22 protein-coding genes and 1 tRNA gene are annotated in these 24005 nt (G+C 67.7%); 9 read left to right on the top strand and 14 right to left on the bottom strand.

Annotated features, from left to right (window positions below; translation table 11 throughout):
- Entirely contained in the window at window positions 1-1182 is a 1182-nt protein-coding gene (gene bagB, locus JK358_RS04250) for an ATPase BagB (protein WP_201943648.1), read from the top strand.
- 158 nt (window positions 1183-1340) lie between these two features.
- Here bagB and JK358_RS04245 read toward each other — a convergent pair whose 3' ends face one another.
- Window positions 1341-1664, bottom strand: a complete 324-nt coding sequence (locus JK358_RS04245) for a WhiB family transcriptional regulator (protein ID WP_201943646.1) — start codon at window positions 1662-1664, stop codon at window positions 1341-1343.
- 299 nt (window positions 1665-1963) lie between these two features.
- Here JK358_RS04245 and JK358_RS04240 point away from each other — a divergent pair, with 299 nt between their 5' ends.
- The gene (locus JK358_RS04240) at window positions 1964-4327 is read left to right on the top strand and encodes a penicillin-binding protein (RefSeq protein WP_201943644.1); all 2364 of its coding nucleotides are present in this window, start codon (window positions 1964-1966) and stop codon (window positions 4325-4327) included.
- Window positions 4328-4450: 123 nt separating this feature from the next.
- On the opposite strand, the gene JK358_RS04235 is transcribed toward JK358_RS04240, so the two are convergent.
- Complete coding sequence (locus JK358_RS04235; protein ID WP_201943642.1) at window positions 4451-4915, bottom strand: GatB/YqeY domain-containing protein; 465 nt, start codon at window positions 4913-4915, stop codon at window positions 4451-4453.
- A gap of 129 nt (window positions 4916-5044) precedes the next feature.
- On the opposite strand from JK358_RS04235, the gene JK358_RS04230 reads away from it, so the two are divergent.
- The 4 genes from JK358_RS04230 to JK358_RS04215 all read left to right on the top strand — a co-directional run bounded on the left by JK358_RS04230 (window position 5045) and on the right by JK358_RS04215 (window position 8504).
- On the top strand, window positions 5045-6007 hold the full coding sequence (locus JK358_RS04230) for a metallophosphoesterase (protein ID WP_201943640.1): 963 nt from the start codon (window positions 5045-5047) through the stop codon (window positions 6005-6007).
- A gap of 59 nt (window positions 6008-6066) precedes the next feature.
- Window positions 6067-7128: a DUF8017 domain-containing protein gene (locus JK358_RS04225; protein WP_201943638.1), complete on the top strand. Its 1062-nt coding sequence runs from the start codon at window positions 6067-6069 to the stop codon at window positions 7126-7128.
- A gap of 56 nt (window positions 7129-7184) precedes the next feature.
- Entirely contained in the window at window positions 7185-8366 is a 1182-nt protein-coding gene (locus JK358_RS04220) for a DUF8017 domain-containing protein (RefSeq protein WP_201943636.1), read from the top strand.
- Between the two features lie 64 nt (window positions 8367-8430).
- A tRNA-Pro gene (locus JK358_RS04215) sits at window positions 8431-8504 on the top strand.
- Between the two features lie 89 nt (window positions 8505-8593).
- Here the strand turns inward: JK358_RS04215 and JK358_RS04210 are convergent.
- Together JK358_RS04210 and JK358_RS04205 are read right to left on the bottom strand one after the other, a co-directional pair.
- Window positions 8594-9250: a response regulator gene (locus JK358_RS04210; RefSeq protein ID WP_201943634.1), complete on the bottom strand. Its 657-nt coding sequence runs from the start codon at window positions 9248-9250 to the stop codon at window positions 8594-8596.
- Window positions 9247-10386, bottom strand: a complete 1140-nt coding sequence (locus JK358_RS04205; RefSeq protein ID WP_201943632.1) for a sensor histidine kinase — start codon at window positions 10384-10386, stop codon at window positions 9247-9249. The genes JK358_RS04210 and JK358_RS04205 overlap by 4 nt, the downstream gene beginning before the upstream one ends.
- Window positions 10387-10546: 160 nt before the next feature.
- Between JK358_RS04205 and JK358_RS04200 the strand changes: the two genes are divergently transcribed.
- Together JK358_RS04200 and JK358_RS04195 are read left to right on the top strand one after the other, a co-directional pair.
- Window positions 10547-11020, top strand: a complete 474-nt coding sequence (locus tag JK358_RS04200) for a DUF6326 family protein (RefSeq protein ID WP_201943631.1) — start codon at window positions 10547-10549, stop codon at window positions 11018-11020.
- Window positions 11021-11114: 94 nt separating this feature from the next.
- Window positions 11115-11516 (top strand): hypothetical protein, encoded by a 402-nt coding sequence (locus JK358_RS04195; RefSeq protein ID WP_307817278.1) that lies wholly within the window; start codon window positions 11115-11117, stop codon window positions 11514-11516.
- Window positions 11517-11608: 92 nt separating this feature from the next.
- Here JK358_RS04195 and JK358_RS04190 read toward each other — a convergent pair whose 3' ends face one another.
- Window positions 11609-13213: a succinic semialdehyde dehydrogenase gene (locus JK358_RS04190; protein ID WP_201943629.1), complete on the bottom strand. Its 1605-nt coding sequence runs from the start codon at window positions 13211-13213 to the stop codon at window positions 11609-11611.
- A gap of 137 nt (window positions 13214-13350) precedes the next feature.
- Here JK358_RS04190 and JK358_RS04185 point away from each other — a divergent pair, with 137 nt between their 5' ends.
- Complete coding sequence (locus tag JK358_RS04185) at window positions 13351-14175, top strand: crotonase/enoyl-CoA hydratase family protein (RefSeq protein WP_372440600.1); 825 nt, start codon at window positions 13351-13353, stop codon at window positions 14173-14175.
- A gap of 421 nt (window positions 14176-14596) precedes the next feature.
- Here the strand turns inward: JK358_RS04185 and JK358_RS04180 are convergent, their stop codons facing one another.
- The 9 genes from JK358_RS04180 to JK358_RS04140 form a co-directional block, all read right to left on the bottom strand.
- Window positions 14597-16360, bottom strand: a complete 1764-nt coding sequence (locus JK358_RS04180; protein ID WP_307817277.1) for an ABC transporter ATP-binding protein — start codon at window positions 16358-16360, stop codon at window positions 14597-14599.
- A gap of 265 nt (window positions 16361-16625) precedes the next feature.
- Complete coding sequence (locus JK358_RS04175) at window positions 16626-17396, bottom strand: SDR family NAD(P)-dependent oxidoreductase (RefSeq protein WP_201943625.1); 771 nt, start codon at window positions 17394-17396, stop codon at window positions 16626-16628.
- Entirely contained in the window at window positions 17397-18107 is a 711-nt protein-coding gene (locus tag JK358_RS04170) for an acetoacetate decarboxylase family protein (RefSeq protein ID WP_201943623.1), read from the bottom strand.
- A gap of 96 nt (window positions 18108-18203) precedes the next feature.
- Window positions 18204-19811, bottom strand: a complete 1608-nt coding sequence (locus tag JK358_RS04165) for an acyl-CoA synthetase (RefSeq protein ID WP_201943621.1) — start codon at window positions 19809-19811, stop codon at window positions 18204-18206.
- A 32-nt stretch (window positions 19812-19843) separates the two neighbouring features.
- A complete protein-coding gene (locus tag JK358_RS04160; RefSeq protein ID WP_201943620.1) occupies window positions 19844-21094 on the bottom strand; it encodes a hypothetical protein in 1251 nt (416 codons plus the stop codon).
- Window positions 21088-21636, bottom strand: coding sequence for a nuclear transport factor 2-like protein (locus tag JK358_RS04155; protein ID WP_201943619.1), 549 nt, complete (start codon window positions 21634-21636; stop codon window positions 21088-21090). Before JK358_RS04155 ends, JK358_RS04160 begins: the two co-directional genes overlap by 7 nt.
- 9 nt (window positions 21637-21645) lie before the next feature.
- Entirely contained in the window at window positions 21646-21849 is a 204-nt protein-coding gene (locus tag JK358_RS04150; RefSeq protein ID WP_201943618.1) for a ferredoxin, read from the bottom strand.
- On the bottom strand, window positions 21849-22637 hold the full coding sequence (locus tag JK358_RS04145; RefSeq protein ID WP_201943617.1) for an SDR family oxidoreductase: 789 nt from the start codon (window positions 22635-22637) through the stop codon (window positions 21849-21851). The genes JK358_RS04150 and JK358_RS04145 overlap by 1 nt, the downstream gene beginning before the upstream one ends.
- On the bottom strand, window positions 22637-23842 hold the full coding sequence (locus JK358_RS04140; protein WP_201943616.1) for a cytochrome P450: 1206 nt from the start codon (window positions 23840-23842) through the stop codon (window positions 22637-22639). Before JK358_RS04140 ends, JK358_RS04145 begins: the two co-directional genes overlap by 1 nt.
- Window positions 23843-24005: the final 163 nt, after the last annotated feature.

Raw genomic sequence — 24005 nt, 5'->3', positions numbered from 1 at the left:
ATGGTCATTCCGGCAAACGCTGTCCCCCTGGACATTACGAAGATCATCAGCGATCCGGCCTCGCGGATCATCGTGTGCTGTGGTTCCGGTGGCGTGGGCAAGACCACGACCGCCGCGGCCGTCGCGGTGGCGGCCGCCGAGGCGGGCCGCCGCGTCGTGGTGCTGACCATCGATCCGGCGCGGCGGCTCGCGCAGTCGCTGGGCGTCTCCGACCTGGGCAATGTGCCGCAGAAAGTGGAGCTCGGCCCAGAGGCGAAGGGTGAGCTGTTCGCCATGATGCTGAACATGCGCCGCACCTTCGACGAGATGGTGCTCGAGCACACCAGCCCCGACAAGGCCGAGCAGATCTTCGCCAACCCGATCTATCAGACGGTGGCGTCCTCCTTCGGTGGCACGCAGGAGTACATGGCGATGGAGAAGCTGGGTCAGCTGGCCTCCAAGCGCGAGTGGGACCTGATCGTGGTCGACACGCCGCCGTCGCGGAACGCGCTGGACTTCCTCGACGCGCCCAAGCGGCTCGGGAACTTCCTGAACGGCAAGATGATCCGCGTGATCATGGCGCCGGGTCGCGGTGTCGGCAAGTTCGTGGCCGGTGCCATGAGCCTGGCGCTGCGTGGGGTGTCCACCATCGTGGGCGGGCAGCTGCTCAAGGACGCGTCGGTGTTCCTGCAGTCGCTGGAGTCCATGTTCGGCGGCTTCCAGGATCGCGCGGATCGCACGTACGCCATGCTGTCGCGGCCCGGCACCCACTTCATGGTGGTGGCCGCCGCCGAGCCGGACGCGCTGCGTGAGGCGTCGTTCTTCGTGGACCGGCTCTCGCACGACCGCATGCCGCTGGCCGGGCTGGTGCTGAACCGCACCCACCCGGTCTTGAGTTCGCTGTCGGCCGAGCAGGCGCAGGTCGCGGCGGACCGTCTAGTCCCGGAGACGGCCGAGAACGCGGCAGCCGTCGAGGGCGCGCCCGAGACCCCGGCGACGCTGGCCGCGGCCGTGCTGCGCATCCACGCGCAGCGGGCCGCCACCGCGAAGCGGGAACAGCATCTGCTGCACCGCTTCACGGGTGCGCATCCGAGCGTGCCGATCGCCGCGGTCACCGCGTTGCCGTTCGAGGTCGCGGACCTCGAGGCGCTGCGGGCCGTCGCCGATCAGCTCGCCGAGGCCGGGACCTCCCGGTCGGCCTGAGCCCGATCATGGTGTGAGCAGCCCGTTCTCGGAGTTCTCCGCTCCTTCCGAATGGAACTGCCCGGTCTACCTGATCTGCCCGGTTTTGTCCCGGAAACGGACCGAGCCCGCTTTCGCGGGCTCGGTCCGTTCTGCTTTCAGGGTTACGGGTTACTTACCTACATCGCTATCTTCTGCGTGCGCTGGACACGGAAGAAATCCGCCCAGGACGTCACCTCCGGGTGCTGCTTGAGCAGCGCTCTCCGCTGCCGCTCGGTCATGCCGCCCCACACACCGAACTCGACTCGATTGTCCAGGGCATCGGCCCCGCATTCCATCAGGACCGGGCAGTGCCGGCAGATGGTTGCCGCTTTGCGCTGAGCAGCGCCGCGCACGAACAGCTGGTCGGGATCCACTTCCTTACAACGGGCCTGGGAAACCCAGGCGATTCTCGCTTCGGCCTGCTCCACGTCCAATCGAGCGATCGGGGTAGTCATGTGCATTTGGTGTGCCCCTTTGCAGTCCGAACACCGGGTCACGGCGCTCCAGAATCGCGTACAGCGCGCAGCTACCCAACCCCACTGCGTCCTGCACCACATTCCACTTTGAGTGTTAGCTCTATCACACTGGGTTCTCAATCTAGGTAACGAGACCGCCCCTGCGCAAGACCGTCCCGAGATTTTCTGGTACGTCCGTCCATGCATTTGCAACATGAAACCGGGCAGTCGGTGTTATAGGGGATGAACTGACACCCGACACGCGCGAACACCGAGTGTCCGAAAGGCCAATTAGGCTATGCCTCGTGCCGATCACACGAACGCTCGCGAGACTGGCCGGCAGCTGCATCCTGGCCGCCGTTCTGCTCGCCGGGTTGCTCTTCCCACTCGCCGGCGGGTTCGGATTCATGTCCAACCGCGCCGCCGACGCCGTCGACAACGTCTCCGCCGAACTGGTGGAGGGCACCGTCCCGGCGGTATCGACCATGGTCGATGTGAACGGCACGCCGTTCGCGTGGCTGTACGAGCAGCGCCGATTCGAAGTCCCCAGCAACAAGATCGCCAACGATATGAAGCTGGCGATCGTCTCCATCGAGGACCGGCGCTTCGCCGAACACGCCGGTGTGGACTGGCAGGGCACCTTCCGCGCCTTCCTCACCAACACCTCGGGCGGCGAAGTCTCCCAGGGCGGTTCGACGCTCGACCAGCAGTACGTGAAGAACTACCTGCTGCTGGTGGTCGCCAAGACCGACGCCGAGCGCCGCGCCGCCATCGAGACCACGCCCGCCCGCAAGATCCGCGAGATCCGCATGGCGTTGACGCTGGACAAGCAGCTCACCAAGGACGAGATCCTCACCCGGTACCTGAACCTGGTGCCGTTCGGTAACTCCTCCTACGGTATCCAGGACGCCGCGCAGACCTACTTCGGCATCGACGCCAAGGATCTGAACGTCGTGCAGTCCGCCATGCTCGCGGGCATGGTGCAGTCCAGCTCCAAGCTGAACCCCTACACCAACCCGCAGGGCGTGCTGGAGCGGCGGAACACCGTGCTGGACACGATGATCCAGAACATCCCCAGCCGGGCCGACGAGTTCCGCAGGGCCAAGTCCGAGCCGCTGGGCGTGCTGGCCGAGCCCAAGGGCCTGCCGCGCGGCTGCATCGCGGCCAACGATCGCGGCTTCTTCTGCGATTACGCGCTGCAGTACCTGGCCAACGCGGGCATCAGCCGGGATCAGATCAACAAGGGCGGGTACCTGATTCGCACCACGCTCGATCCCGCCGTGCAGGACTCGGTGAAGAACGCCGTGGTCGCCAATGCCGACCCGAATCTGGACGACATCGCGTCGGTGATGAATATCGTCGCGCCGGGCCAGGATTCGCATCCGGTGCTGGCCATGGCCTCGAGCCGCACCTACGGACTCGACGGGAACGCGCATCAGACCGTGCAGCCGCAGCCGTTCTCCATGGTCGGCGACGGCGCGGGGTCGGTGTTCAAGATCTTCACGGTGGCCGCGGCCATGGAGAAGGGCCTGGGCATCAACGCCTCGCTGGACGTGCCCTCGACCTACGCCGCCAAGGGCATGGGCAACTCGGGTACTCCGGGCTGTCCGGCCGAGACGTACTGCGTGAAGAACGCGGGCGCGTACCGGTCGCCCATGTCGGTCACCGACGCATTGGCGACATCGCCGAACACGGCCTTCGTCAAGCTGATCCAGGCCGTGGGGGTCACGCCGACCGTGGACATGGCGGTGCGCCTGGGCCTGCGGTCCTACACGCAGGCCGGGACGTCCGGGCACGGCAACCAGAGCCTGGCCGACATGATCAAGGACCAGAACCTGGGCTCGTTCACGCTGGGCCCGGTCGCGATCAACCCGCTCGAGCTGTCGAATGTGGCCGCCACCATCGCCTCCGGCGGCAAGTGGTGCCCACCCACCCCCATCAAGGAGGTGCTGGACCGCAACGGCAAGACCGTGCCGCTGACCCAGCAGGCCTGTGAGCAGGTCGTGGAGCCGGGTCTGGCCAATACGCTCGCGCACGCGCTCAGCAAGGACGACACCTCCGGTACCGCCGCGGCGGCCGCGCAGTCGGTGGGCTGGAACGTGCCGCTGGCGGCCAAGACCGGAACCACGGAAAGCCACCGCTCCTCGGCGTTCCTGGCGTTCACCAACTCGTTCGCGGGTGCCGCCTACATCTACGGTGACAGCCCGACGCCGGGTGAGATCTGCTCGTTCCCGCTGCGGAACTGCGGCAGCGGCAATCTGTTCGGCGGTAACGAGCCGGCGCGCTCGTGGCTGGGCGCGATGAAGAACGTGCTGGGGAACTTCCCACCGTCCGCGCTGCCGCCGATCGACGACAAGTACGTGCGGGGCGCGAACAACTCGCAGATCCCGGATGTGGTCGGGATGTCGCAGGGCGAGGCCACCTCGACGCTGGTCGCGGCCGGTTTCCAGGTGTCGATCGCCTCGGCGCCCGGATCCAGCAAGGGGACGGTGCTGAGCATCTCGCCGGATGGTTCGGCGATCCCCGGGTCGGTGATCACCGTGTACGTCAGCGACGGCACGCAGATCGCGGCGCCGCCGTCGGCGCCCGCACCGGCGCCGGGTATTCCGGGGCTGCCGCAGTTGCCGAGCCTGCCGCCGATACCGATTCCGATACCCATCCCGCGCTAGGGCCGGTCGGGTTTCCGGGGCGCCGCCCCGGATCCACCGATAGCCACTGAACATGAAACCGCCCGGAGTGCCGTTGCGCTCCGGGCGGTTTCGTCGTTGTGCCCCGCGAGGCGGGCCGATCTGCTACAGCCGGGCCTTCACGGCGGCCGAGACACGGGAGCCGTCGGCGCGGCCCGCGGCGAGCGCGGTGGCGATCTTCATGACCTGACCCATCTGCTTCATACCGGGCCGCTCGCCGATCTGCTCGGCGACATCCGCGATGGCGGTGTCGGCGATATCGGCGACCTCGGCGTCGGTGAGCGGAGTCGGCAGGTACTCCTCGATGATCTGCTCCTCGGCGCGCTCGTTGGCGGCGAGTTCCCCGCGTCCGGCCTGCTCGTAGACGACGGCGGCCTCGTTGCGCTTCTTCGCCTCCTTGGACAGCACGGTGATGACCTCGGCGTCGGTGAGTTCCTTGGCCTGCGCGCCCGCGACCTCCGCGGTCTGCACGGCGGCCAGCAGCATGCGCACGGTGTTGAGGCGCAGCGAATCCTTGGCCTTCATCGCGGTGGTGAGATCGGCGCGCAGCTTCTCTTTGAGTTCCGACATGCGGCAAACGGTACCCCGCACCCCCACCCGCCCCGCATGTCTTTTTCCTGGTGTCGACCGAGACCGGCGATCGGGTGACGCTGAGCATTTGAGTCTGTGATTCTCGGCTGGGTCGCCTATTCTGGGCAAATGCCCGTTATCTCGACCAGTGCCCTGCAACGGACCGCCCTGGGAGCCGCCGGGGCCGCGGTCGCCGGAATCGGTTACGCGACGCTCATCGAGCGCAACGCCTTCGTGCTGCGGGAGGCGACGCTACCGGTCCTGGAACCCGGGAAGCCCTCGCTGCGGGTGCTGCACATCAGTGACCTGCACATGATGCCCGGGCAGCAGTTGAAGCAGGCGTGGTTGCGGGAGCTGGACCGGCTGGAGCCGGATCTGGTGGTGAATACGGGCGACAATCTCTCGCATTTGAAGGCCGTGCCCTCGGTGGTGCAGTCGCTGAGCGGGCTGCTGGCCCGGCCGGGCATTTTCGTTTTCGGCTCCAACGACTATTTCGCGCCGGTGCCGAAGAATCCGCTCAAGTACTTCAAGAAGGATCACAAGCGCGTCTTCGGTGAGCCGCTGCCGTGGCAGGATCTGCGCGCCGCGTTCACCGAGCGCGGCTGGCTGGACCTGACCCATGTGCGCCGCGATATCGAGGTGTCCGGGGTGCGCATCTCGACGGCGGGCGTGGACGATCCGCATCTGAAGCGGGACCGCTACGACACCGTGGCCGGTGCGCCGAATCCGTTGGCGGACTTGAGCATCGGGCTCACGCATTCGCCGGAGCCGCGCGTGCTGGATCGTTTCGCCGCCGACGGCTACGACCTGGTGATGGCCGGGCACACGCACGGCGGGCAGCTGTGTGTGCCGGGCTTCGGCGCGCTGGTGACCAACTGCGGTATCGATCGCGCCCGGGTGAAGGGCGCGTCGAAGTGGGGCGCGCACACCCGGCTGCATGTGTCGGCCGGGCTGGGTACCTCGCCGTGGGCGCCGTACCGGTTCTGCTGTCGCCCGGAGGCGACGCTGTTGACGCTGGTCGGCGCGCCGCCGAAGAAGCCTGTTACCGAATCGGGCCGGGGGCGGACCACATCGGAGGCTGTCGCGCGTTAAGCGTTTCGTGTGTACGGCGATATACAACACGGTGTGTAGTCGTCAGGTAGGGGACAACCGTGACCAGTGGTAACGATCGGAATGATGATCCGGCCCGGCAGGGGCAGGAGCCGAACTGGTGGCAGGGTGCGCCCGCACACGAATCGCAATGGCAGCCGGGAGCGCAGGCGTCGGGTCCGCAGCAGCAGCCGGGTTACGGTGTGCCGCAGGGGGATCAGACGTGGCAGTACGGGTACGCGCCGGTGGATCCGACGACGCAGCTCCCGGGCGGGTCGTATGGCGTCGCGCCGGGGGCGTATCCGGGGCAGGGGTACCAGGGCACGCCGTATCAGACCGGCCCGTATCAGACGGGTGGGCAGCCGCCGGGCGGCGGTAAGGGCAGGGGCTGGCTGTTCGCCGGAATCGGCGCGCTGGCCGTGGCGCTCGTCGGCGCGGTGGTGACCGTTGTCCTGGTGAGCGGCGGCTCGGATTCGCCCGCCGCGCAATCGAATACGACTCCCTCGCTGATCAGCGCCCTCACCACGGAGCCGTCCGCGTCGGGCCGGCCGACGACCACGCCGCGCACCACCACCCCGCGCACGACCGCGCCGTCCGCGGTGATTCCGGGCTATCAGGTGGTGTCGATGCCGGAACTCGGTGCGGCATACGACGTTCCGAAGGATTGGACGATCGACACCTCCGGGATCAGCGCGCTCGATTCCGGGCTGGATCGGATTCCGGTGGTCGGGCTCGCGCAGGAGGGTATCGGCTACTGCACCGACTACACGCGCACGACGGCGTTCCTGAGCCAGTCGGCGGAGACCGATCCGGCCAAGGCGGCGGCCGATATCGGCGTGCGCATGGCGCGCATCGGTTGGCCGACGACCACCGGTTCGACGCCGGGCGCCGCGGAACCCTTCTCCTCCTCCGACGGCACCCTGACCGGTGTGTTCCTCGAGATCAAGGGCAGCGCCCCGGCGCCGACGGCGGGCTGCGCGTCGACCTACACCGTCTACACCTTCGCCTTCCCCGCCGAGAACGGGGCGTTCGTGCTGACCATCGGCGCGGACACCGGAGTGGATCGGGCGGTGGATCGCGCTCTGGCGCAACAGATCCTGGCCTCGATCCGGGCCACGGCGTAGCGCCGCCCACAACGACCGACAGCGACAACTGAACTCGTCCGACAGGGGGTCCGACGGTGACCGGTGGAACAGACGATCCGGAGCGCGGCGGCGCGAATCCCGACTGGTGGCAGGGCACTCCCCCACCCGGCTCCCCCTGGGAGTCGCATCCGCACCATCCGGTGCAACCGGGTGCGGGGCAATCCGACCCGACGACTCAGCAGGCATTCCAGCCGCCTGGGCCGAATCCCTATCAGAGCGGCGGGAATCCGCAGCAGGGGCCGAATCCCTATCAGAGCGGACCGAACCCGCAGCAGGGCGCGAATCCGTACCAGAGCGGACCCAGTCCACAGCAGGGTGCCACCCCGTATCAGAGCGGTTCGATGCCGCAGCCCGGGTACCCGGGCGGGCAGCAGCCGCAGGCGGCCCAGGGCCCCTTTCAGACCGGTCCGAACGCCTCGCAGAGCGGCCGGCCGCCCTACGGGGGTACGTCGCCCTACGGCGGCTACGGTCCGCCGCCCAGCGACGGCCGGGGACGGGTGTGGCTGTATTCGGGTATCGGCGCCCTGGTGGTCGCGATCGTGGCGGTGATCGCGACTGTTGTTGTGATAAACGATGATTCGGGCGGAGGCGGCGGCCCGACCACCACCTCGGCGATCGCGTCCACCACAACGCGCACCACCACCTCCCGCACCACCACCTCCCCGCGCACGACAACCCGCGCCTCCACCCCCGCCTCGGTGATCCCCGGCTACCAGGTGGTGGCCCCGAGCGATGTCGACGCGGCCTGGGACGTCCCCGCCGACTGGACCCTGAACACGTCCATCACCTCCTTCGGCACCGGCTCCGACGAACTCCCCGTCTCCGGCCTCGCCCAGGAGGGCATCGACTACTGCCCCGACTACGTCCGCACCAACATGTTCCTGACCGTCTCCAGCCAGGCCGACGCCGCGGCGGCCGCCGCCGACATCGGCGCCCGCATGGCCAACCTCGGCTGGCCGAACCCCACCGTGAACGCCACCTCCCCCGAACCCTTCGCCAACACCGACAAATCCCTCAACGGCGTCTACGTGGAGACCTCCGGCTCCTTCACCCCACCCGCCTCCTCCTGCGCCTCCACCTACACCGTCTACACCTTCGCCGTCTCCGGCGGCTCCTCCGGCTCCCTCGTCCTCACCCTCGCCGCCGACACCGGCATAGACCGCGCCGTAGCCCGCGATCTGGCCCGCCGAATCCTAGCCACCTTCCGCTTCATTTAACCACCTGACCAGCCGATTTATCATCTGGCCAGTCCCTGCGCTAAGCTACTGCACGTTCACTTCACGGGGTGTGGCGCAGCTTGGTAGCGCGCTTCGTTCGGGACGAAGAGGTCGCAGGTTCAAATCCTGTCACCCCGACGTGTTGGTTGAGACACAGTAGAAGGCCCTGACCGGATTCCGGTCAGGGCCTTCCTCGTTTCCTGAGACCCGGGATGTCGCGGCGGGCGCTAATCGGCTCTCACGCGTCTGGTGTCGTAGGCCCACATTGCGATCTCGACGCGGTTGCGGGCGCCGAGTTTGGTCATCAGCGAGGCGACGTGGGACTTGACGGTGCTCAGGCCGACGTAGAGCTCGGTGGCGATTTCGGCGTTGGTTCGGCCTCGGGCCACCAGGGCGAGTACTTCCTCCTCGCGGTCGGTGAGTGGGTCGAGGGGTTGGGTCGGGACCGGGGGTGGGTGGTCGGCGAAGGTTGCCAGCAGCCGGCGGGTGATGTTGGGGGCGATCAGGGCGTCGCCGTTGGCCGCGGCGTGGATGGCCTGTACGAGGAGCTCCGGGCCGGCGTCTTTGAGCAGGAAGCCGCGGGCGCCTGCGCGCAGGGCGCCGAGGATGTACTCGTCCAGGTCGAAGGTGGTGATCACGACGACCGCCATCGGGTCGGTTACGTCGGGTCCGGCGAGGCGGCGGGTCACCTCGACGCCGTCGAGTCCGGGCATTCGGATGTCGACGAGGAGGACGTCGGGGCGTAGTCGGGTCGCCAGGTCGAGTGCTTCGAGTCCGTCTGCCGCCTCTCCTACGACCTCGATGCCGGGTTGGACGCCGAGGATCATCACCAGGCCGGTCCGGACCAGGTCCTGGTCGTCGGCTACGACGACACGGATGCTCATGCCGGCGCCTGCACGGGCAGCACGGCCTCGACCACCCAGCCGCCGTCGGGTCCCGGCCCGGCGGAGAGGGATCCGCCGAGGAGTTGGGCGCGTTCGGCCATGCCCAGCAGGCCGAATCCGGGCTCGGGGATCGGCCCCGGCTCGGTCTGTCCGTCGTCGCTGACACGCAGCCGGACGGCGTCGCCGTCCCGGCGTACGTCGATGCCGACGCGGGTCGCGCTGCGGGCGTGCCGGACGGCGTTGGTCAGCGACTCTTGTGCGAGCCGGTAGAGCGCGGTGTCCACGGGTCGTGCCAGCCGGGTCAGCGATCCGTCCAGTGCGACCTCGACGGTGGGTGTCGTGTCGGTGCGCGCCAGAGCGGGCAGGTCCGCGACACCCCGCTGCGGTGCGTAGGTGACGGTTTCTTCCGTACGCAGCACGCGCACCATGGATCTCATCTCTGCCAGGGTTCGCGACGCTTCGGCCTCTATGGCGGCCAGGATCTCGGCGGCCTTCTCGGGCTGGATGGCGGCGACCACGCCACCGGCCTGCGCCTGCACCGCGATGGCCGAGACGTGATGGGCGACGGTGTCGTGCAGCTCGCGTGCCAGCGCCACCCGCTCCTGATTGCGAATCTCGCGCTGTTGGCGCTGCCAGAGGTCCGCGCGATAGCGGAACACCGCCGCGAGGGCGATGAGCAACAGCAGCAGCACGCTGCTGCCGAAAACGTCGGCCCAGCCCGCGGCGGCGGCGTACATCCCCAGTGCGACAACGACTGTCACGAACGCCGTCCCCAGCACCATCTCCTGTCCCGAGCCCCACCGCACCAGGGAGTAGAGCAGGATCAGGACGACCAGCATGGAGTAGAGGCCGAGATCCCCGGTGTGCGTGGTCAGCTGGAGGCCCGCGAGCAGCGCGGCGACGCCCCACCCGGTCAGGGCGGCGATCAGGGGGCGGCTCCGCCGCCAGAGCAGCGCGGGCAGCAGCGCGAGGGCGAGCACCACCGCCAGGGGTCGCCAGGCGAGGTCCGGCCGAACGATGCCCTCGACCAGGGCGGCGGCCGCGAACACGCCTACCAGCAGCCAGTCGGGACGGCCGATGGGTGGGGCGTCTGCGGGCCGCGGCTCTTGCCAGAGGGAGCGCCGGAAAGTGACCACGGGTCCAGCCTAAAGATCAGCGCGCCGCGGCGTACCAGCCGAAAGTACGAGTGCGAGATCATGCCATCGGCCGGGGAACTCCGGCCTCCGGACCGGTGTGCCCGCCGCCGGGGCTCGGTGATCGTGGACCTATCCATCCGCACGCACAACGGAGTTCATGATGAGCACACGTCAACCCATTGCCGCCCTGGAAGAACAGCCGATGCCGGTGCGAGCCAAGCTCGCCGCGACATGGGCAAGCTTCATGCTCCTGTACGTCTACGTGGACATTCTCAATTTCTTCACGCCCGGCGTCATCGAGGAGATCCGCAACGGCAAGGTGTTCGAATTCGATGTCTCCCAGACCTTTTCGATCACGGCGCTGACCCTCATGGCCGTCCCGATCCTCATGATCATGCTGTCGACAACGCTGCCCGCCCGGGTGGCCCGCATGGCAAACCTCACCGTGGCCGCGCTCTACGTCCCCGTCACGGCATTCAACGTGGCGGGTGAGTCCTGGCTGTTCTTCTACGGCCTCGGCGTCGCACTGGAATTGATCCTGCTCGCCCTCATCGTGCGGTACGCCTGGACCTGGCCCCGCACCGCGTCTTCGGCGGCCGGCCGCGTGTCCGGCCTCCCGGCGAGTAGCCGCTGACCGCGGGTTAGGGCGTTCTCCCGATAACCGCGCGCAGGTGCGGACTCTAGGCTCGAGTGGTCTGTTGTCCCCTCGAAAACCGAAGGAGTTCTCTGTGACTGCTGTGCGGATCGCCGCGGCTGCGTTGTTGTCGGCGGGAGCGGTGCTGCTCGCGGATCCCGCGTTGGCGGCGGCGGAGCCGTCGGTGCAGGTGGTCGGCGGGCGGGAACGGATCAAGGTGAGTGTTGCGGGAACGGAGTATCCGGCGGATCGGTGCCTGGTGGATCCCGATGCCGATGGGAATACGCAGAGTATTCCGATGAACGGTTCGGGAACCATGGTGGTGGAGGGGGTGGCCGCCGGATCGCGGCGAGTGCTCGTGTGGTGCCCGCAGGGCGGGACCATTTTCCAGGGGCATGTCGATGTGCAGCCCGGCAACCCGGTTCTCGATATGCAGGATCGGGTGTACGCGGGCGCGGGAAGCAGTGCTCGGGTGACCGATCCCGCATTGCGGTGACGCTGGAATCACGCTCAGCCGCAGCGTGATTCGGCACAACGGCCGGTGGCCCCCGATCAGTCGGATCGGGGGCCACCGCGCTGTGCGGGAACTCAGCCCAGGTGGAGTTTGCGCATGAGGCGCAGGGTCACCAGGGTGGATTTGAGCTGCTTCTCGTAGGGCATGCCGGAGCGGGCGGCGAGGATCTGCTTCTTCTGGACGCCGACATTGATGGTGTCGGTGTACTTGAGGAGACCCGCCGCGCCGTGGCGGGTGCCGACGCCGGACTGCTTCACGCCGCCCGACGGGGTGCCCTTGGCGGCGTAGGTGGTGACGAAGCCGTCGTTGATGTTGATGGCGCCGGATTCGATCTTGGCGGCGAGGCGGACGCCGCGGTCGATGTCGCCGGTCCAGATGGCGGCGTTGAGGCCGTAGGTGGTGGCGTTGGCGAGGCGGACGGCTTCTTCTTCGTCGCGGACCTTGTAGACGGTGACCACGGGGCCGAAGGTTTCCATGGTGGCGTGGGCCATGTCGGGGGTGACATCGGTGAGGACGGTGGGTTCGTAGAAGGCGGGGCCGAGGTCGGGGCGGGGCTTGCCGCCGGTGAGGACCTTCGCGCCCTTGTCGCGGGCTTCGTCCACGTGGGAGGCGACCCTGTTCATGTGGTCGATGGAGACGAGGGAGCCCATTTCGGGGGTGAAGTCGTAGGTGGCTCCGGCCTTGGCGCCCAATTCCTCTGCGGCGGCGACGAATCGGCGCAGGAATTCGTCGTAGAGGCGTTCCTGCACGTAGATGCGTTCGATGTGCATGCAGGCCTGGCCGGTGTTGCCGAAGACGGCGAAGGTGGCCGACGGAATGCACTCGTCGAGGTTGGCGTCGTCGAGGACGATGAGCGGGTTCTTGCCGCCGAGTTCGAGGCTGCAGCCGATGAGGTTGCGCCCGGCCTGCTCGCCGATGACGCGGCCGGTGGCGGTGGAGCCGGTGAACATGACGAAGTCGACATTGTCGATGAGGGTGGGGCCGACATCCGGGCCGCCACCGCAGACGACCTGGACCAAGCCGCGCGGCAGGCCCGCCTTGTGCAGCAGTTCGATGCCGAACAGGGTGCACAGCGCGGTCTTGTTGTCCGGCTTCATGACGACGCCGTTGCCCGCGATCAGCGCGGGGGTGGAGTCGGACATGGAGATGGCGAACGGGAAGTTCCACGGCGCGATGACCGCGACGACGCCCTTGGGGCGGTGCTCCTCGGTGGAGCTGGTGATGATCGGCATGGGGCCGCTGCGCTTCTTGGACTTGAGCGTTTTGGCTGCCGTCTTGAGGTAGTGGGCGATCACCATGGGGGTGTCGCAGGCTTCCTCGATGGCCATGCGGCGGGATTTGCCGCTGCCGATCTGGATGAGGTCGGCGATGGTCTCGATCTCGGAGAGGATGAGCTCGTGTGCGCGTTCGAAGACGGCGAGCCGCTGCTCGAGCGGCCGGGCGGCCCATTCCTTCTGTGCCGCACGGGAAATGGAGACGGCGGTCTGCACATCCTCGACCGAGGACTGCGGCAGCTGGCCGACGACGTCGCCGGTGTAGACCTCGATCATGTCGAAGGGTTCGCGGGTTTCGCCCGCTTTGCCCGCGGTCACCATGGCGGTGAGCCGGTTGATCAGGGACTCCGTTACGCGCGGGGGTAGCTTGGCCCGCGAGCCGCTCTGCGTACTCGTGTTGCTCATGAGGACCTCTCCATAACTTGCCGCCCGTGACGGCGGTCACCATGATCCAAACTAGAACACGTTATTGTTCTGTACAACGGTGCGGGGTACTTTCGTCCCGAATCACCAGATTGGCCATGACGAAGGAAGGGTCGGCGATGACCACCGCGACTGCTGAAACGAGTAGCAACACCACCGAGCCGCACGCTCTCGTCGAGAAGCGTGGCGCGACGCTCATCGTCACCATGAACCGGCCCAAGGCGAAGAACGCGCTGACCGGCGAGATGCTGGCGATCATGGTCGACGCGTGGGATCAGGTCGACAACGATCCGGAGATCCGCTCCTGCATCCTCACCGGTGCGGGCGGCGCGTTCTGCGCGGGCGCGGATCTGAAGAACATGAGCAAGTCCAGCCCGGCCGACAATATGACCGAGGGCAGCCGCTTCGATCCGACCCGCATACCGGGTCTGCTCAAGGGTCGCCGCCTGACCAAGCCGCTGATCGCCGCCGTCGAGGGTGCGGCCATCGCCGGTGGTACCGAGATTCTCCAGGGCACCGATATCCGCGTCGCGGGTGAGAGCGCGAAATTCGGTATCTCCGAAGCGAAGTGGAGTCTGTTCCCGATGGGTGGCTCCGCGGTACGCCTCCCCCGCCAGATCCCGTACACCGTCGCGGCGGATCTCCTGCTGACCGGCCGTCACATCACCGCCGCCGAGGCCAAGGAGTACGGCCTCATCGGTCACGTGGTCCCGGACGGCACCGCCCTCGACAAGGCCCTCGAACTCGCCGAACTCATCAACAACAACGGCCCGCTGGCCGTGCAGGCGATCCTGAAGGTCATCCGCGACACCGAGGGCCTGCACGAGGAGGAAGCCTTCAAGATCGACGCCAAGGTGGGCCTGCCGGTCTTCCGCAGCGACGACGCGAAGGAGGGCCCGCGCGCCTTCGCCGAGAAGCGCAAGCCGAACTTCCAAGGGAAGTAAGGGTTTACGTGGGGGCTTCGCCCCCACACCCCCTGGTGGAAAGGGGAGACGGGGGCTAAGCCCCCGAACCCCCCTAGGCCTGCGGCCGGCACCTGGAAGGAAGGGTACAGGTCCAGGCCCCGAACCCCTACAGACCGCGGCCAGCAACCCGGAGGAAGGGTACAGGTCCAGGCCCCGAACCCCTACAGACCGCGGCCAGCAACCCGGAGGAAGGGTACAGGTCCAGGCCCCGAACCCCTACAGACCGCGGCCAGCAACCCGGGGGTAGGTCCGGGGGCCTGAAGCCCCCGGACCCATGGGGCTCCACCCCGCGCCTCCGTGGGCGAGGTCTTCGAGCCCCTCAGCGGGCCACCGCTACCCGTGTGTGGCGGCCCGCCACGTTTCTGCCAGCGCCGGTTCGACTGCGGCGCGGATTTCACCGCTAGCGAGATACGAGTTCGTCTTCGCCGAGGAAGCCGCCCGACTGGTGGCGCCAGAGTTGGGCGTAGGTGCCTTCCCTGGCGAGCAGTTCCTCGTGGCTGCCCTGCTCCACGATCCGGCCGCGGTCCAGGACGACGAGTTGGTCCATGCCGGCCACGGTGGAGAGGCGGTGCGCCACCACCAGGGCGGTGCGGCCCTGCATGAGGTCCCAGAGTGCTTGCTGGACAAGCAGTTCGCTCTCGGAGTCGAGGGCGCTGGTGGCCTCGTCGAGGAGCAGGATGGGTGCGTCGCGGAGGATGGCGCGGGCGAGGGCGACGCGCTGGCGTTGCCCTCCGGACAGTTTCACGCCGCGTTCGCCGATGAGGGTGTCCATGCCCTGGGGTAGGCCGTCGGCGAATTCGGTGACGTGGGCGGCTTTCGCGGCACGCAGCACGTCTTCTTCGGTGGCGTCGGGCCGGGCGAAGAGGATGTTCTGTTTCAGGGTGCGGTGGAACATGGCCGGATCCTGCGGCACGTACGCGATGAGGCTGCGCAGGTCGGCCTGCCGGAGCTTCGAAATGTCCTGTCCGCCTATGCGAATCGTGCCGTCCTGGATGTCGGTCATGCGGAGCAGCAGTTGCGTGATGGTGGTCTTGCCGCCGCCGGAGCGGCCGACGAGTCCGACCTTCGCGCCGCTGGGCACGTCGAGGTCGAGCCCGGTGAACAGGGGTGCGGCGCCCGCGTGCGCGAAGTTCACGTGTTCGAAGCGGATGCCGCTGTCCTTGGGCGCCAAGGCTTCTGGTTCCGTCGCGTCCACGACCCTGGGGTCGTCGAGCAGCAGTTCGGCGAATTGCGCGGCCTCGGTGACATCGCTTTCCAGCCGCCGGTAGATCTGGTTGAACCGGAACATGATTCCGGTGGCGTTGGAGTAGTAGGTGAAGGTCACGATGATGACCTCCACGCCGGCCTTCCCGCCCGCGAGCCCGAGTGCGATGAACAGTCCGAGCACGTTGGTGAGCGCGAAGATGGGCGCGACAGCCATATCGATGCGCAGGTTGGCGTAGTCCCAGGACAGCAGGGTTTTCCGCTGCTGGTCCTCGACGCGGCGCCGGTGTTCGGCGGCCTCCTGTGGTTCGGCGGCGAAGGCGCGCACGACCTGCATGTTGGACAGGCTGTCGGAGACGTGCCCGGCCACGGCGGCGACGGCGGCCTCGCGCTCGTCGACGAGGATCTGCCGTCGGCGGATGAGCGGCGCGATGATGAACGCCGTCACCGCGATGAGCCCGAGCAGCACCACGACCAGCCAGGGGTCGTACTGCCAGAGCACGATGCACGCGAAGGTCATCGGCACGAAGGAGGCGAAGATCTCGAAGACGAAACTGTCGACGAAATCCTCGAATCGCTTCGCGAAGCTCAGCGCCCGCTTGGTGAGCGATCCGGCGAAGTTGTCATGGAAGAAGGCGCTGTCCTTCGCCAGCAACTTGTCCATGGCGGTGTTGTAGAGGCTCGAGATACCGAGTACGTCCACCCGGTTGAGACAGTGGATTCCGATGCGCCACAGTATTTCCGCGCCGAACATGAGGGCGGTGAAGCCGATCAGGTAGGGCGCGGCGTCGGAGAAGGTGAATTCGCCTTGGGCGACGACCTTTCCGGCGAGCATGGCGACCACGAGCGGCGCCAGGTACAGGGTGCAGATATTGCCGAACGCCGGTGCGAACAGCGCGGGAATGGTGTAGCGCTTACGCTTGGCCATCTCCCCGAAGTAGTAGCGAAGAACCAGTTTCACCGCGGATCCGCGTGGTGAACTCATCACTCCCCTCTCGAATTGTGTCCGAGGATTACCCGAACTCTCCGGGGGCTCTCAGGGGCTGTGCCCGCGAACCCCCTCAGGGCACATAGCATCGTGCCCCGGGAGGCGGGGAGCGGTCCACTGAATATTCGCTGGTGAGTTGCGGTGTGGGGGTGACACAACGCTGGGCACTCGCAGAGCCCCGAGTGCCCAGCGCTGGTTGCGGGTGCCGATCGGAGCACGACTCGGCACCCCGACGGAGCTAGTCCGTCGGCTTCACCATGCGGGCGACGACGGCGCGCATGACGCCGGGCAGGAAGCGCCGCATGAGGTAGGTGGGGTAGGCCTGTCCGGGGAAGACGAAAAGCGGGTTCTTCGGCTTGGACAATGCTTTTTCGAGGGCGTCGACGACGCCTTCGGGGCTCATGCCGCCTTGGCCGCCGAGGACGGATTCGTTTTCCTTCCGCACCGATTCCAGGAAGGGGGTTTCCACCATGGGCGGGCAGAGGCCGAGCAGCCGGACGCCGCTGTCCTTCAGTTCGTAGGCGAGGCTGTCGATGAATCCGATGACCGCGAACTTGGAGGCGGAGTATCCGGCCATGCCGGGTGAGGGCAGCCAGCCGGCGACGGAGGCGAACAGGACGACTTCGCCGGTGCGCGCCTGTTTCATGGCGGGGATGACGGCCTGGCAGAAGTTGACGGTGCCGATGTAGTTGACGTCCATCATCTTCCGGATCTGGCGGACGTCGTGGTCGAGGGCGGAGGCGTGCACGTGCGCCATGCCGGCGGCGTGGACGAGCCGGTCGATGGTGCCGAGTTCGGCGCGCACCTTCTCGACGACGGCGTGCACCTGGTCGGTGTCGGAGACGTCGCAGACGTAGCCGTGCATGTTCGGTGACCGTTTGGCGGTTTCGGCGAGTCCGTCACCGTTGAGGTCGACGGCGGCCACCTGCCAGCCGGCGGCGGCGAGTCGCTGGGCGACGATGCGGCCCATGCCGCTGGCCGCTCCGGTGACGAGCGCTAGGCGAGTCATTCATCCCTCCCGGGTCCGCAACACCGTGGTGGCGTCGCTGAAAGTCATACGGAGTTGCCCGATTCGGCTGGAGAACAGGGCGGTCTTGGGCAGGCCGAGGGCGCGTAGCTGCTCGGAGACGGGGTGCGTGCCGAGTTCCACGCGCGCGCCGCCGGGCCGTCCGCGCACCTGGGACGGATCCATGAGCCACGGTGTGCGCCGCAGGATTCCGTTGCGGTGCGTGTACGCGTCGATGGATGCGCCGCCCGCGCCCGCGGGCATGGGCAGGCCGTTGGAGATCCGCAGGGCGACAACGAGTTCGCCGTCGATCCGGACTTCACAGCGGTGGCCGCCGCGTACGGGGGTGATGTCGATGTCGGCCATGAGTTTGGGGAAGCCCCAGATGGACTGTCCCGCTTCGCAGGTGAAGCTCTGGTTCACCGGCAGCCAGTGGATGTACGCGCCGGTGCTGTCGCGCCGCCCGGACTGCCGTGCCATGAGCGAGAAGGCGAATTCGTGGTACGGCCCGAGGTCGCCGTCGACGTAGCGGACGAAGGCCAGGGAGCAGACGGCTTTGCCCGGCAGCACGGTGAGGGGTGCGAGCCCGGCGGGTGCGAGCAGTTCGGCCGCGGCGGCGGCGTCGACCAGGAAGATCGCCGAACTCGCGTCGGCGTGGCGGATCTCCACCGGCATGCGGACCTGTTCGCCCTGTACGGGATGCGCCTCTGCCATATCAGAATTAGAACAGGTTCTCACAGGATTTGTAATAGGTATCATGCTGCTATCTCGTTCAATGGGCGGCCCGATGGCCATCCGTTCCATAACGCGTTATCGGACTTCGTGATCGGCTTCCCGGGAGGCCGCGTAGGCCTTGGCCCAGCGATAGTCGGGCTTACCGCTGGGCGTGCGCGAGACCGTGTCGGCCACCCACACCCGGCGCGGCAGTTTGTATCCGGCCAGGTGGGCGCGCACATGCCGGTCCAGCCCGGCGAAGTCGACCGCCGGATGCGCGGCGGAGATGACGGCCGCCACCTGCTGCCCCCACCGCTCGTGCGGCACCCCGATGACGACGGCGTCGTACACCGAGTCGTGCGCTTTGACGATGGCCTCGACTTCCTCGGGGAAGACCTTCTCGCCGCCGGTGTTCACGACCATGTTGCCGCGCCCGATGAGCGTCACCGACCCGTCGGCCTCGACTCGCGCCCGGTCGTCGGTGATCACCATGCGCATGCCGTCGACGGTGCGGAACAGCCCGGCGGTCTTCGCCGGATCCTTGTAGTAGCCGATGGGCACATTGCCGGTCTTGGCCACCCAGCCCTCGGAGCCGGGCGGCACGGGATGTCCGTCGTCGTCGACGACGAGCGCGCCCCGGCCCACGCTGACCCGCGGCCCGCGCCCCGGATCGTCATCCTTCTGCGCGAAACCGATTCCGCCGAACCCGGTTTCGGAGGAGCCGATGGAGTCCGTCAGCACCGTGCTCGGAAACAGTTCCAGCAGTTGATTTTTCACCGGCTGCGACAGCAGCGCCGCACCGGATCCGATGGACCACAGGGACGCGGCGTCCACGGGCGCGGCCCGATAGGCGTCGATGAGCGGACGCGCCATGGCGTCCCCGGTGATGACGAGAATGTTGGGCCGCTCCCGCGCCACCGTCTGCCAGATGCGTTCGGGGTCGAAGCGCGGCGTGAACAGCACCGCGTTGCCGGACCACAGTGCGGTGAAGGTCGGCATCATGGCGGCGGCGTGGATGAGCGGCGGCAGCACGAACCACAGGGTGGGCTGGGCCTGGCCGCCGACCCGGGACTGCTGGTATTCGTCGGCGACGGGTTCCCCGGTGTAGAAGTCGATGCCGCCGCCGAGCACCCGCCACATGTCCTCCTGCCGCCACATGACGCCCTTGGGCAGCCCGGTGGTGCCGCCGGTGTACATCATGAAGCGGTCGTCGGCGCTACGGTCGCCGAAATCCCGTGCCGTCGAGCCGCTTTCGACGGCCTGCTCATAGGGCACGGAGCCGCTGGGCAGGTCGTGCCCGCCCTGATCGTCCTCGACCACGAGCGCGTGCCGCAGTTTCGGCGTCTGCGGCCGCACCTCTTCGATGAGCGGCGCGTAGCAGCGGTGGTGCACGACCATTTCCAGGTCGGCGTTGTCGTAGACGTAGCGCAGTTCGTCGGCCTGGTACCGGTAGTTGATGTTGATCGGTACCGCGCGAATCTTGAAGCAGGCGATCAGGGTTTCCAGCGTCTCGGCGCTGTTGTGCATGTGGTAGCCGATATGCGTGCCCGGCCCGGCTCCGGCGGCGGCGAGGTGGTGGGCCAGCCGGTTGGCTCGTTCGTCGAGTTCCCGGAAGGTGAGCCGCCGGTCACCGGCGATGAGCGCGGTGCGGTCGGGCATGGCGTCGGCGGCGTGTTCGAAGAGGTCGGCGAAGTTGCGGGCCATGGCTTTTCACTTCCTGGGGTACTGCGCGGAATCTAGAGAACGGTGAGGGGTAGGGGAACGCCGCGTTCGGCGAACGTGAAGGCGGCTCCGGTGCTGAATCGGGTGATGGCGACCTCCGGCGCCTCCCGGAACGGCATTGCGGCACGGCGGATTTCGATGGTGAGCGCCCGGCTGTCGGCCGCGCGGACCAGGCAGTGGAAATGCGGGTCGACGCCGCGCACGAGGGCGTCGAGGGGTGCGAGGTGATCCGGTTCCAGCAGTCCCGCCCACGCGCCGTCGGCGACCGCCCCGCAGTCGCGGCCGAGCCGCAATTCGACGATGCGCTCCCCGCCGTGGGTTTCGCTGGACACCTCGGCGTCCACGTAGGCGGCGGGGTTCAGAGCGGGATGCAGCCGTAGCACCTTGGCCAGCGCGGCGGCATCGTTCCCGAGACCCAGTGCACCGCACAGTCTTTCGCTGGTGAGACCGGCGATGCCGGTGAACTGCTTCCGCACGATGTCGAGTCCGGTCGCGGCGTCGGTGCGCGCGTCGACGGCCGTGCGGAATCCGAGGGTGAGCAGATGGTGTTGCAGCGCAACCTCATCGGCGATGCGGATGAGCGCCGAGCGGGAGAAGTCCACCCACTGGATATCGCTCAGCAGTGGTCCGGCATAGTCCGCCCGGCCTCTGTCGGCACGGTCGATTTCCGCCAGTTCCACTCGGGCGGCACGTGTTCCGGCCAGCGCCTCGGTCGCGGGTTCCACCGGTTCGGCGTCCGGATCGATGGTGACGGTCCACGCGCACACCGGTTTCCGGTCCGCGGGGACGCGCGGCGGCCGGTGTACGGGCCGGATGCGCGCGTGCGGATTGGTGGCCATGGCGGTGGCGTCGAAGGTGGGGTCCTCGATGTGATGGCACATGGCCACCACGTATTCCTCCCCCATCGGTTCCACATCGGCGAGCGCGCCGCAGTGGTCGAGGTGGAATTCGCCGTGGTCGTGATCGTGCACGCGGTAGCGGAAGTCCATGAACTGCGGTGGTGCGCCGATATCGAGTTGGAAGCCTTTGAAGATGGCGTCCACCCCGTCCCCGGTGATGCCGAGGGCGCGGCGCATGCGGCGGGTGTAGACCGGGCTGGCCAGCCGCCATTCCTCGATGGCCACCTCGGTCATGCCCGTGCGGCCGAAAGCGCCGATGGCGTGGGCCATTCCGGCGCGGTCGATGAGGTGCCCGCACAGCAGCAGTTCCGGCACCAGCGCGGCGAGCTCGGCGCGAGTGAGTCCGGCGTATCGGCTGGTCACCACTGTGGTACCGGCCCCTCGCCGACCGGGTACCAGCCTTTCAGCGGTTCGCCGGAGATGGACCGCTGGATGCGTTTCTGCATACCGTTCGAGAGCGCGTCGTCCTGCATCATCTCGACGAAAAGCGCTGTGACATTGCCGAAGTCGAAGAAGTCGCGCTGCCAGGACCACCGGTAGTTCCCGGCGTAGCGGAACCAGCTGCCGCCGATGCCCTCCGGGCTGTAGGGGCGGCCGTCGGCGCGGCTGGACTCGTTGACCTGTTTCCAGAAGCCGATGACGCTGCCGCTGCGTTCGTCGATCACGAATTCCTGGTATGGATACGTCCAGCCCTCGAGGCCGAACATCTCCTGGCCGAGGGCGATGTCGCGGATCTCGTCGCGGCCGACGGCCATGAATTCCTGCTGCGGCCCGTAGTTCCAGCCGTAGGTGGCGTCCTCGGTGTAGAAGTCTGCCAGGGGTTTCCAGTCGCCGAGTGCTTCGCAACGCTGGTTCTCCACCACCCAGCGGTTCACCATCTCGTCGAGTTCTTCACGCTGCCAGGGCATTTCGGCTCCTCATTCGTCGGCGTCGTCGTCCACGAGGGACAGCGCCTGGGTGGGGCAGTATTTGACGGCGGCGCGGGCCGCCTCGAGTTCATCGGCCGGGTCGGTGCGCAGGATGCGCACCTGGCCGTTGCGGGGGACGTCGAACAGTGCGGGGGCCTCGTCCTGGCAGACGGCATGGCCCTGGCACAGATCCAGATCGACTTCGAGACGCATCATTGTGTCCCTTCGTCTTTCAGCGGCGCTTCCGGTTGCACCTCGGCCAGTACCAGGTGCGCGCCGCGCGGGGTGCCGACGACCGCGACGACTCCGGCGGCGATGTCGCGGGGTCGCAGGAAGTTCGGGTGCCGGGCGAAACCCCATTTCGCCCACTCCTCGAGCAGTGGCCCGACGACCTCGGGGGTGGCGTTCATCCCCATGCCCGTCAGGGTCTGTCCGGGCCGCACGATGGAGGCGCGGACGCCGGTGCCCTCCAATTCCATGCGCAGCTGCCGTGCCAGCACTTCGACTCCGGTCTTGGCGGCGTTGTACGCGCCCGCGCCGGGTCTGGTGCGGTCCGCGCAGTCGGAGCCGATGACGACGAAGTCGCCGCGCCGGCGCTTTATCATGCCCGGGATCAGCCGGTGCGCGAGCCGTTGCGCGCCGACGAGGTGCACGCGCACCTGTGCTTCGAAGACGTCCGGGTCCATGGTCCAGGCCCGGCCGAATTCCAGGTCGCCCGCGCCGGAGACCGTGATCTCCATGGGACCGAGGGCTTCCTCGGCGGCGGTGACGAATTCGTCCACCGAGGCGGTGTCGGTGACGTCGAGGCGATGGGCGAAGGCTTCCCCGCCGTCGGCGCGGATCTTCTCGGCCAGGGTTTGGCAGATCTCGGCGCGGCGTGCGCCCAGCGCCACCGGATACCCCCGTTCGGCGAGGGCGACGGCGGTGGCGGCGCCGATGCCGGAGGAGGCTCCGGCGATGAGCGCGGGCCGCCGGCCGGGATGCGGTGGGAACTTTGCCATTATCGAACCTCCACGCGCACGGGCAGTTTCGCGAAGCCGCGCACGTTCACCGAATGCACCCGCTCGCTGCCGGTCTCGGCGATTCCGTAGTCCCGCACGTGAGTCACGAACTCGCGCAGCACGATCTGTGCTTCCAGCCGGGCCAGGTGCGCGCCCAGGCAGAAGTGCACGCCGCGCCCGAAGCTGATCAGCCCGCCCTTGTCGGTGCGCTCGATATCGAAGCGGTCGGGTTCGGCGAACACGGTGTCGTCGCGGTTGGCGGAACCGATGAGCAGCAGCACTTTCGAGCCCTGTGGGATGGTCCGGCCGTGGTACTCCAGGTCGACGGCAGCGGTGCGGGCCAGGATCTGGCTGGAGGCGTCGTAGCGCAGGGTTTCGTCCACCCAGTCCTCGACGAGTTCGGGCTGTGCGGCGACCTTCGCGTACTGCCCGGGATTGCGGCCCGCCCAGTACAGGGCGTTCCCCAGCAGTTTCGTGGTGGTCTCGTTCCCGGCGACCACCATCAGGAACATGAATCCGATGATCTCGTCCTGGGTGAGGCGGTCCCCGTCGGCTTCGGCCTGCACGAGCGCGGAGGTCAGGTCTGCGGTGGGCCGCGTGCGGCGCTGCGCGACCATGTCCGCGTAGTAGCCGATCAGGTGCAGCGCCGCTTCCATGGCGGCTACCGGAACATCCAGTACACCTTCTTCACGATGCACCAAAAGGTCTGCCAGCCGCCGCAATTCGGCGCGATCGGCCTCGGGAACCCCCATGAGTTCGGAGATGACGTCCATGGGCACCTTGCCCGCGACCTCGTCGATCCAGTCGAATTCCGTTCGCGCGAGCGCGGGTTCGAGGTACTGCCGGGTCATCTCCCGGATGCGCGTGGCCATCTCGGAGACGCGGCGCGGGGTGAACCCCTGGTAGACCAGTTTTCGCAGGCGTAGGTGCGCCGGATCGTCCATGGCCAGGAAGGACATGGTGCGGTGTGCGTGCGGTCCCCAGGCGGCCGGATCCAGGGATACCCCGTTGGCGCTGGACAGCCGCACATTGTCGCGGAAGCCGGCGGCGACGTCGGCGTGCCGCGAGAGCGCCCAGAAGTCGAGTTCCGGATTGTGGTAGGCCGGGGCTTCGGCGCGCAGTCGCTGGTAGACGGGGTAGGGGTCCTCGTGGATGCCGTAGTCGTAGGGGTCGAAAAGCAGCGGCTCCAGGGAGGCTGCGGTCATCGTCTCACCTCGTATTCGATAACGCGTTCATCGACGCTGACAGACGCGATCCAGCCACGACGGACACGTAGCTGGACATGTGTCTGTACGGTACTAGCGAGGGCGTGAGCTGACAACGGAATGATTCGAGCGCTCGTCCGAAACGCGCCAGATCTGGAACATG

This window comes from Nocardia acididurans (assembly GCF_016741815.1).
GTDB lineage: Bacteria > Actinomycetota > Actinomycetes > Mycobacteriales > Mycobacteriaceae > Nocardia > Nocardia acididurans.
This window is presented reverse-complemented; position numbering and strand designations above follow the sequence as displayed.

What these genes read in the sequence shown, in the direction of transcription:
- bagB (WP_201943648.1), top strand. Translation starts at nt 1, where the DNA reads ATGGTCATTCCGGCAAACGCTGTCCCCCTGGACATTACGAAGATCATC.
- JK358_RS04245 (WP_201943646.1), bottom strand. Translation starts at nt 1,664, where the DNA reads ATGCACATGACTACCCCGATCGCTCGATTGGACGTGGAGCAGGCCGAA.
- JK358_RS04235 (WP_201943642.1), bottom strand. Translation starts at nt 4,915, where the DNA reads ATGTCGGAACTCAAAGAGAAGCTGCGCGCCGATCTCACCACCGCGATG.
- JK358_RS04230 (WP_201943640.1), top strand. Translation starts at nt 5,045, where the DNA reads ATGCCCGTTATCTCGACCAGTGCCCTGCAACGGACCGCCCTGGGAGCC.
- JK358_RS04210 (WP_201943634.1), bottom strand. Translation starts at nt 9,250, where the DNA reads ATGAGCATCCGTGTCGTCGTAGCCGACGACCAGGACCTGGTCCGGACC.
- JK358_RS04200 (WP_201943631.1), top strand. Translation starts at nt 10,547, where the DNA reads ATGAGCACACGTCAACCCATTGCCGCCCTGGAAGAACAGCCGATGCCG.
- JK358_RS04190 (WP_201943629.1), bottom strand. Translation starts at nt 13,213, where the DNA reads ATGAGCAACACGAGTACGCAGAGCGGCTCGCGGGCCAAGCTACCCCCG.
- JK358_RS04185 (WP_372440600.1), top strand. Translation starts at nt 13,351, where the DNA reads ATGACCACCGCGACTGCTGAAACGAGTAGCAACACCACCGAGCCGCAC.
- JK358_RS04175 (WP_201943625.1), bottom strand. Translation starts at nt 17,396, where the DNA reads ATGACTCGCCTAGCGCTCGTCACCGGAGCGGCCAGCGGCATGGGCCGC.
- JK358_RS04170 (WP_201943623.1), bottom strand. Translation starts at nt 18,107, where the DNA reads ATGGCAGAGGCGCATCCCGTACAGGGCGAACAGGTCCGCATGCCGGTG.
- JK358_RS04165 (WP_201943621.1), bottom strand. Translation starts at nt 19,811, where the DNA reads ATGGCCCGCAACTTCGCCGACCTCTTCGAACACGCCGCCGACGCCATG.
- JK358_RS04155 (WP_201943619.1), bottom strand. Translation starts at nt 21,636, where the DNA reads ATGCCCTGGCAGCGTGAAGAACTCGACGAGATGGTGAACCGCTGGGTG.
- JK358_RS04150 (WP_201943618.1), bottom strand. Translation starts at nt 21,849, where the DNA reads ATGCGTCTCGAAGTCGATCTGGATCTGTGCCAGGGCCATGCCGTCTGC.
- JK358_RS04145 (WP_201943617.1), bottom strand. Translation starts at nt 22,637, where the DNA reads ATGGCAAAGTTCCCACCGCATCCCGGCCGGCGGCCCGCGCTCATCGCC.
- JK358_RS04140 (WP_201943616.1), bottom strand. Translation starts at nt 23,842, where the DNA reads ATGACCGCAGCCTCCCTGGAGCCGCTGCTTTTCGACCCCTACGACTAC.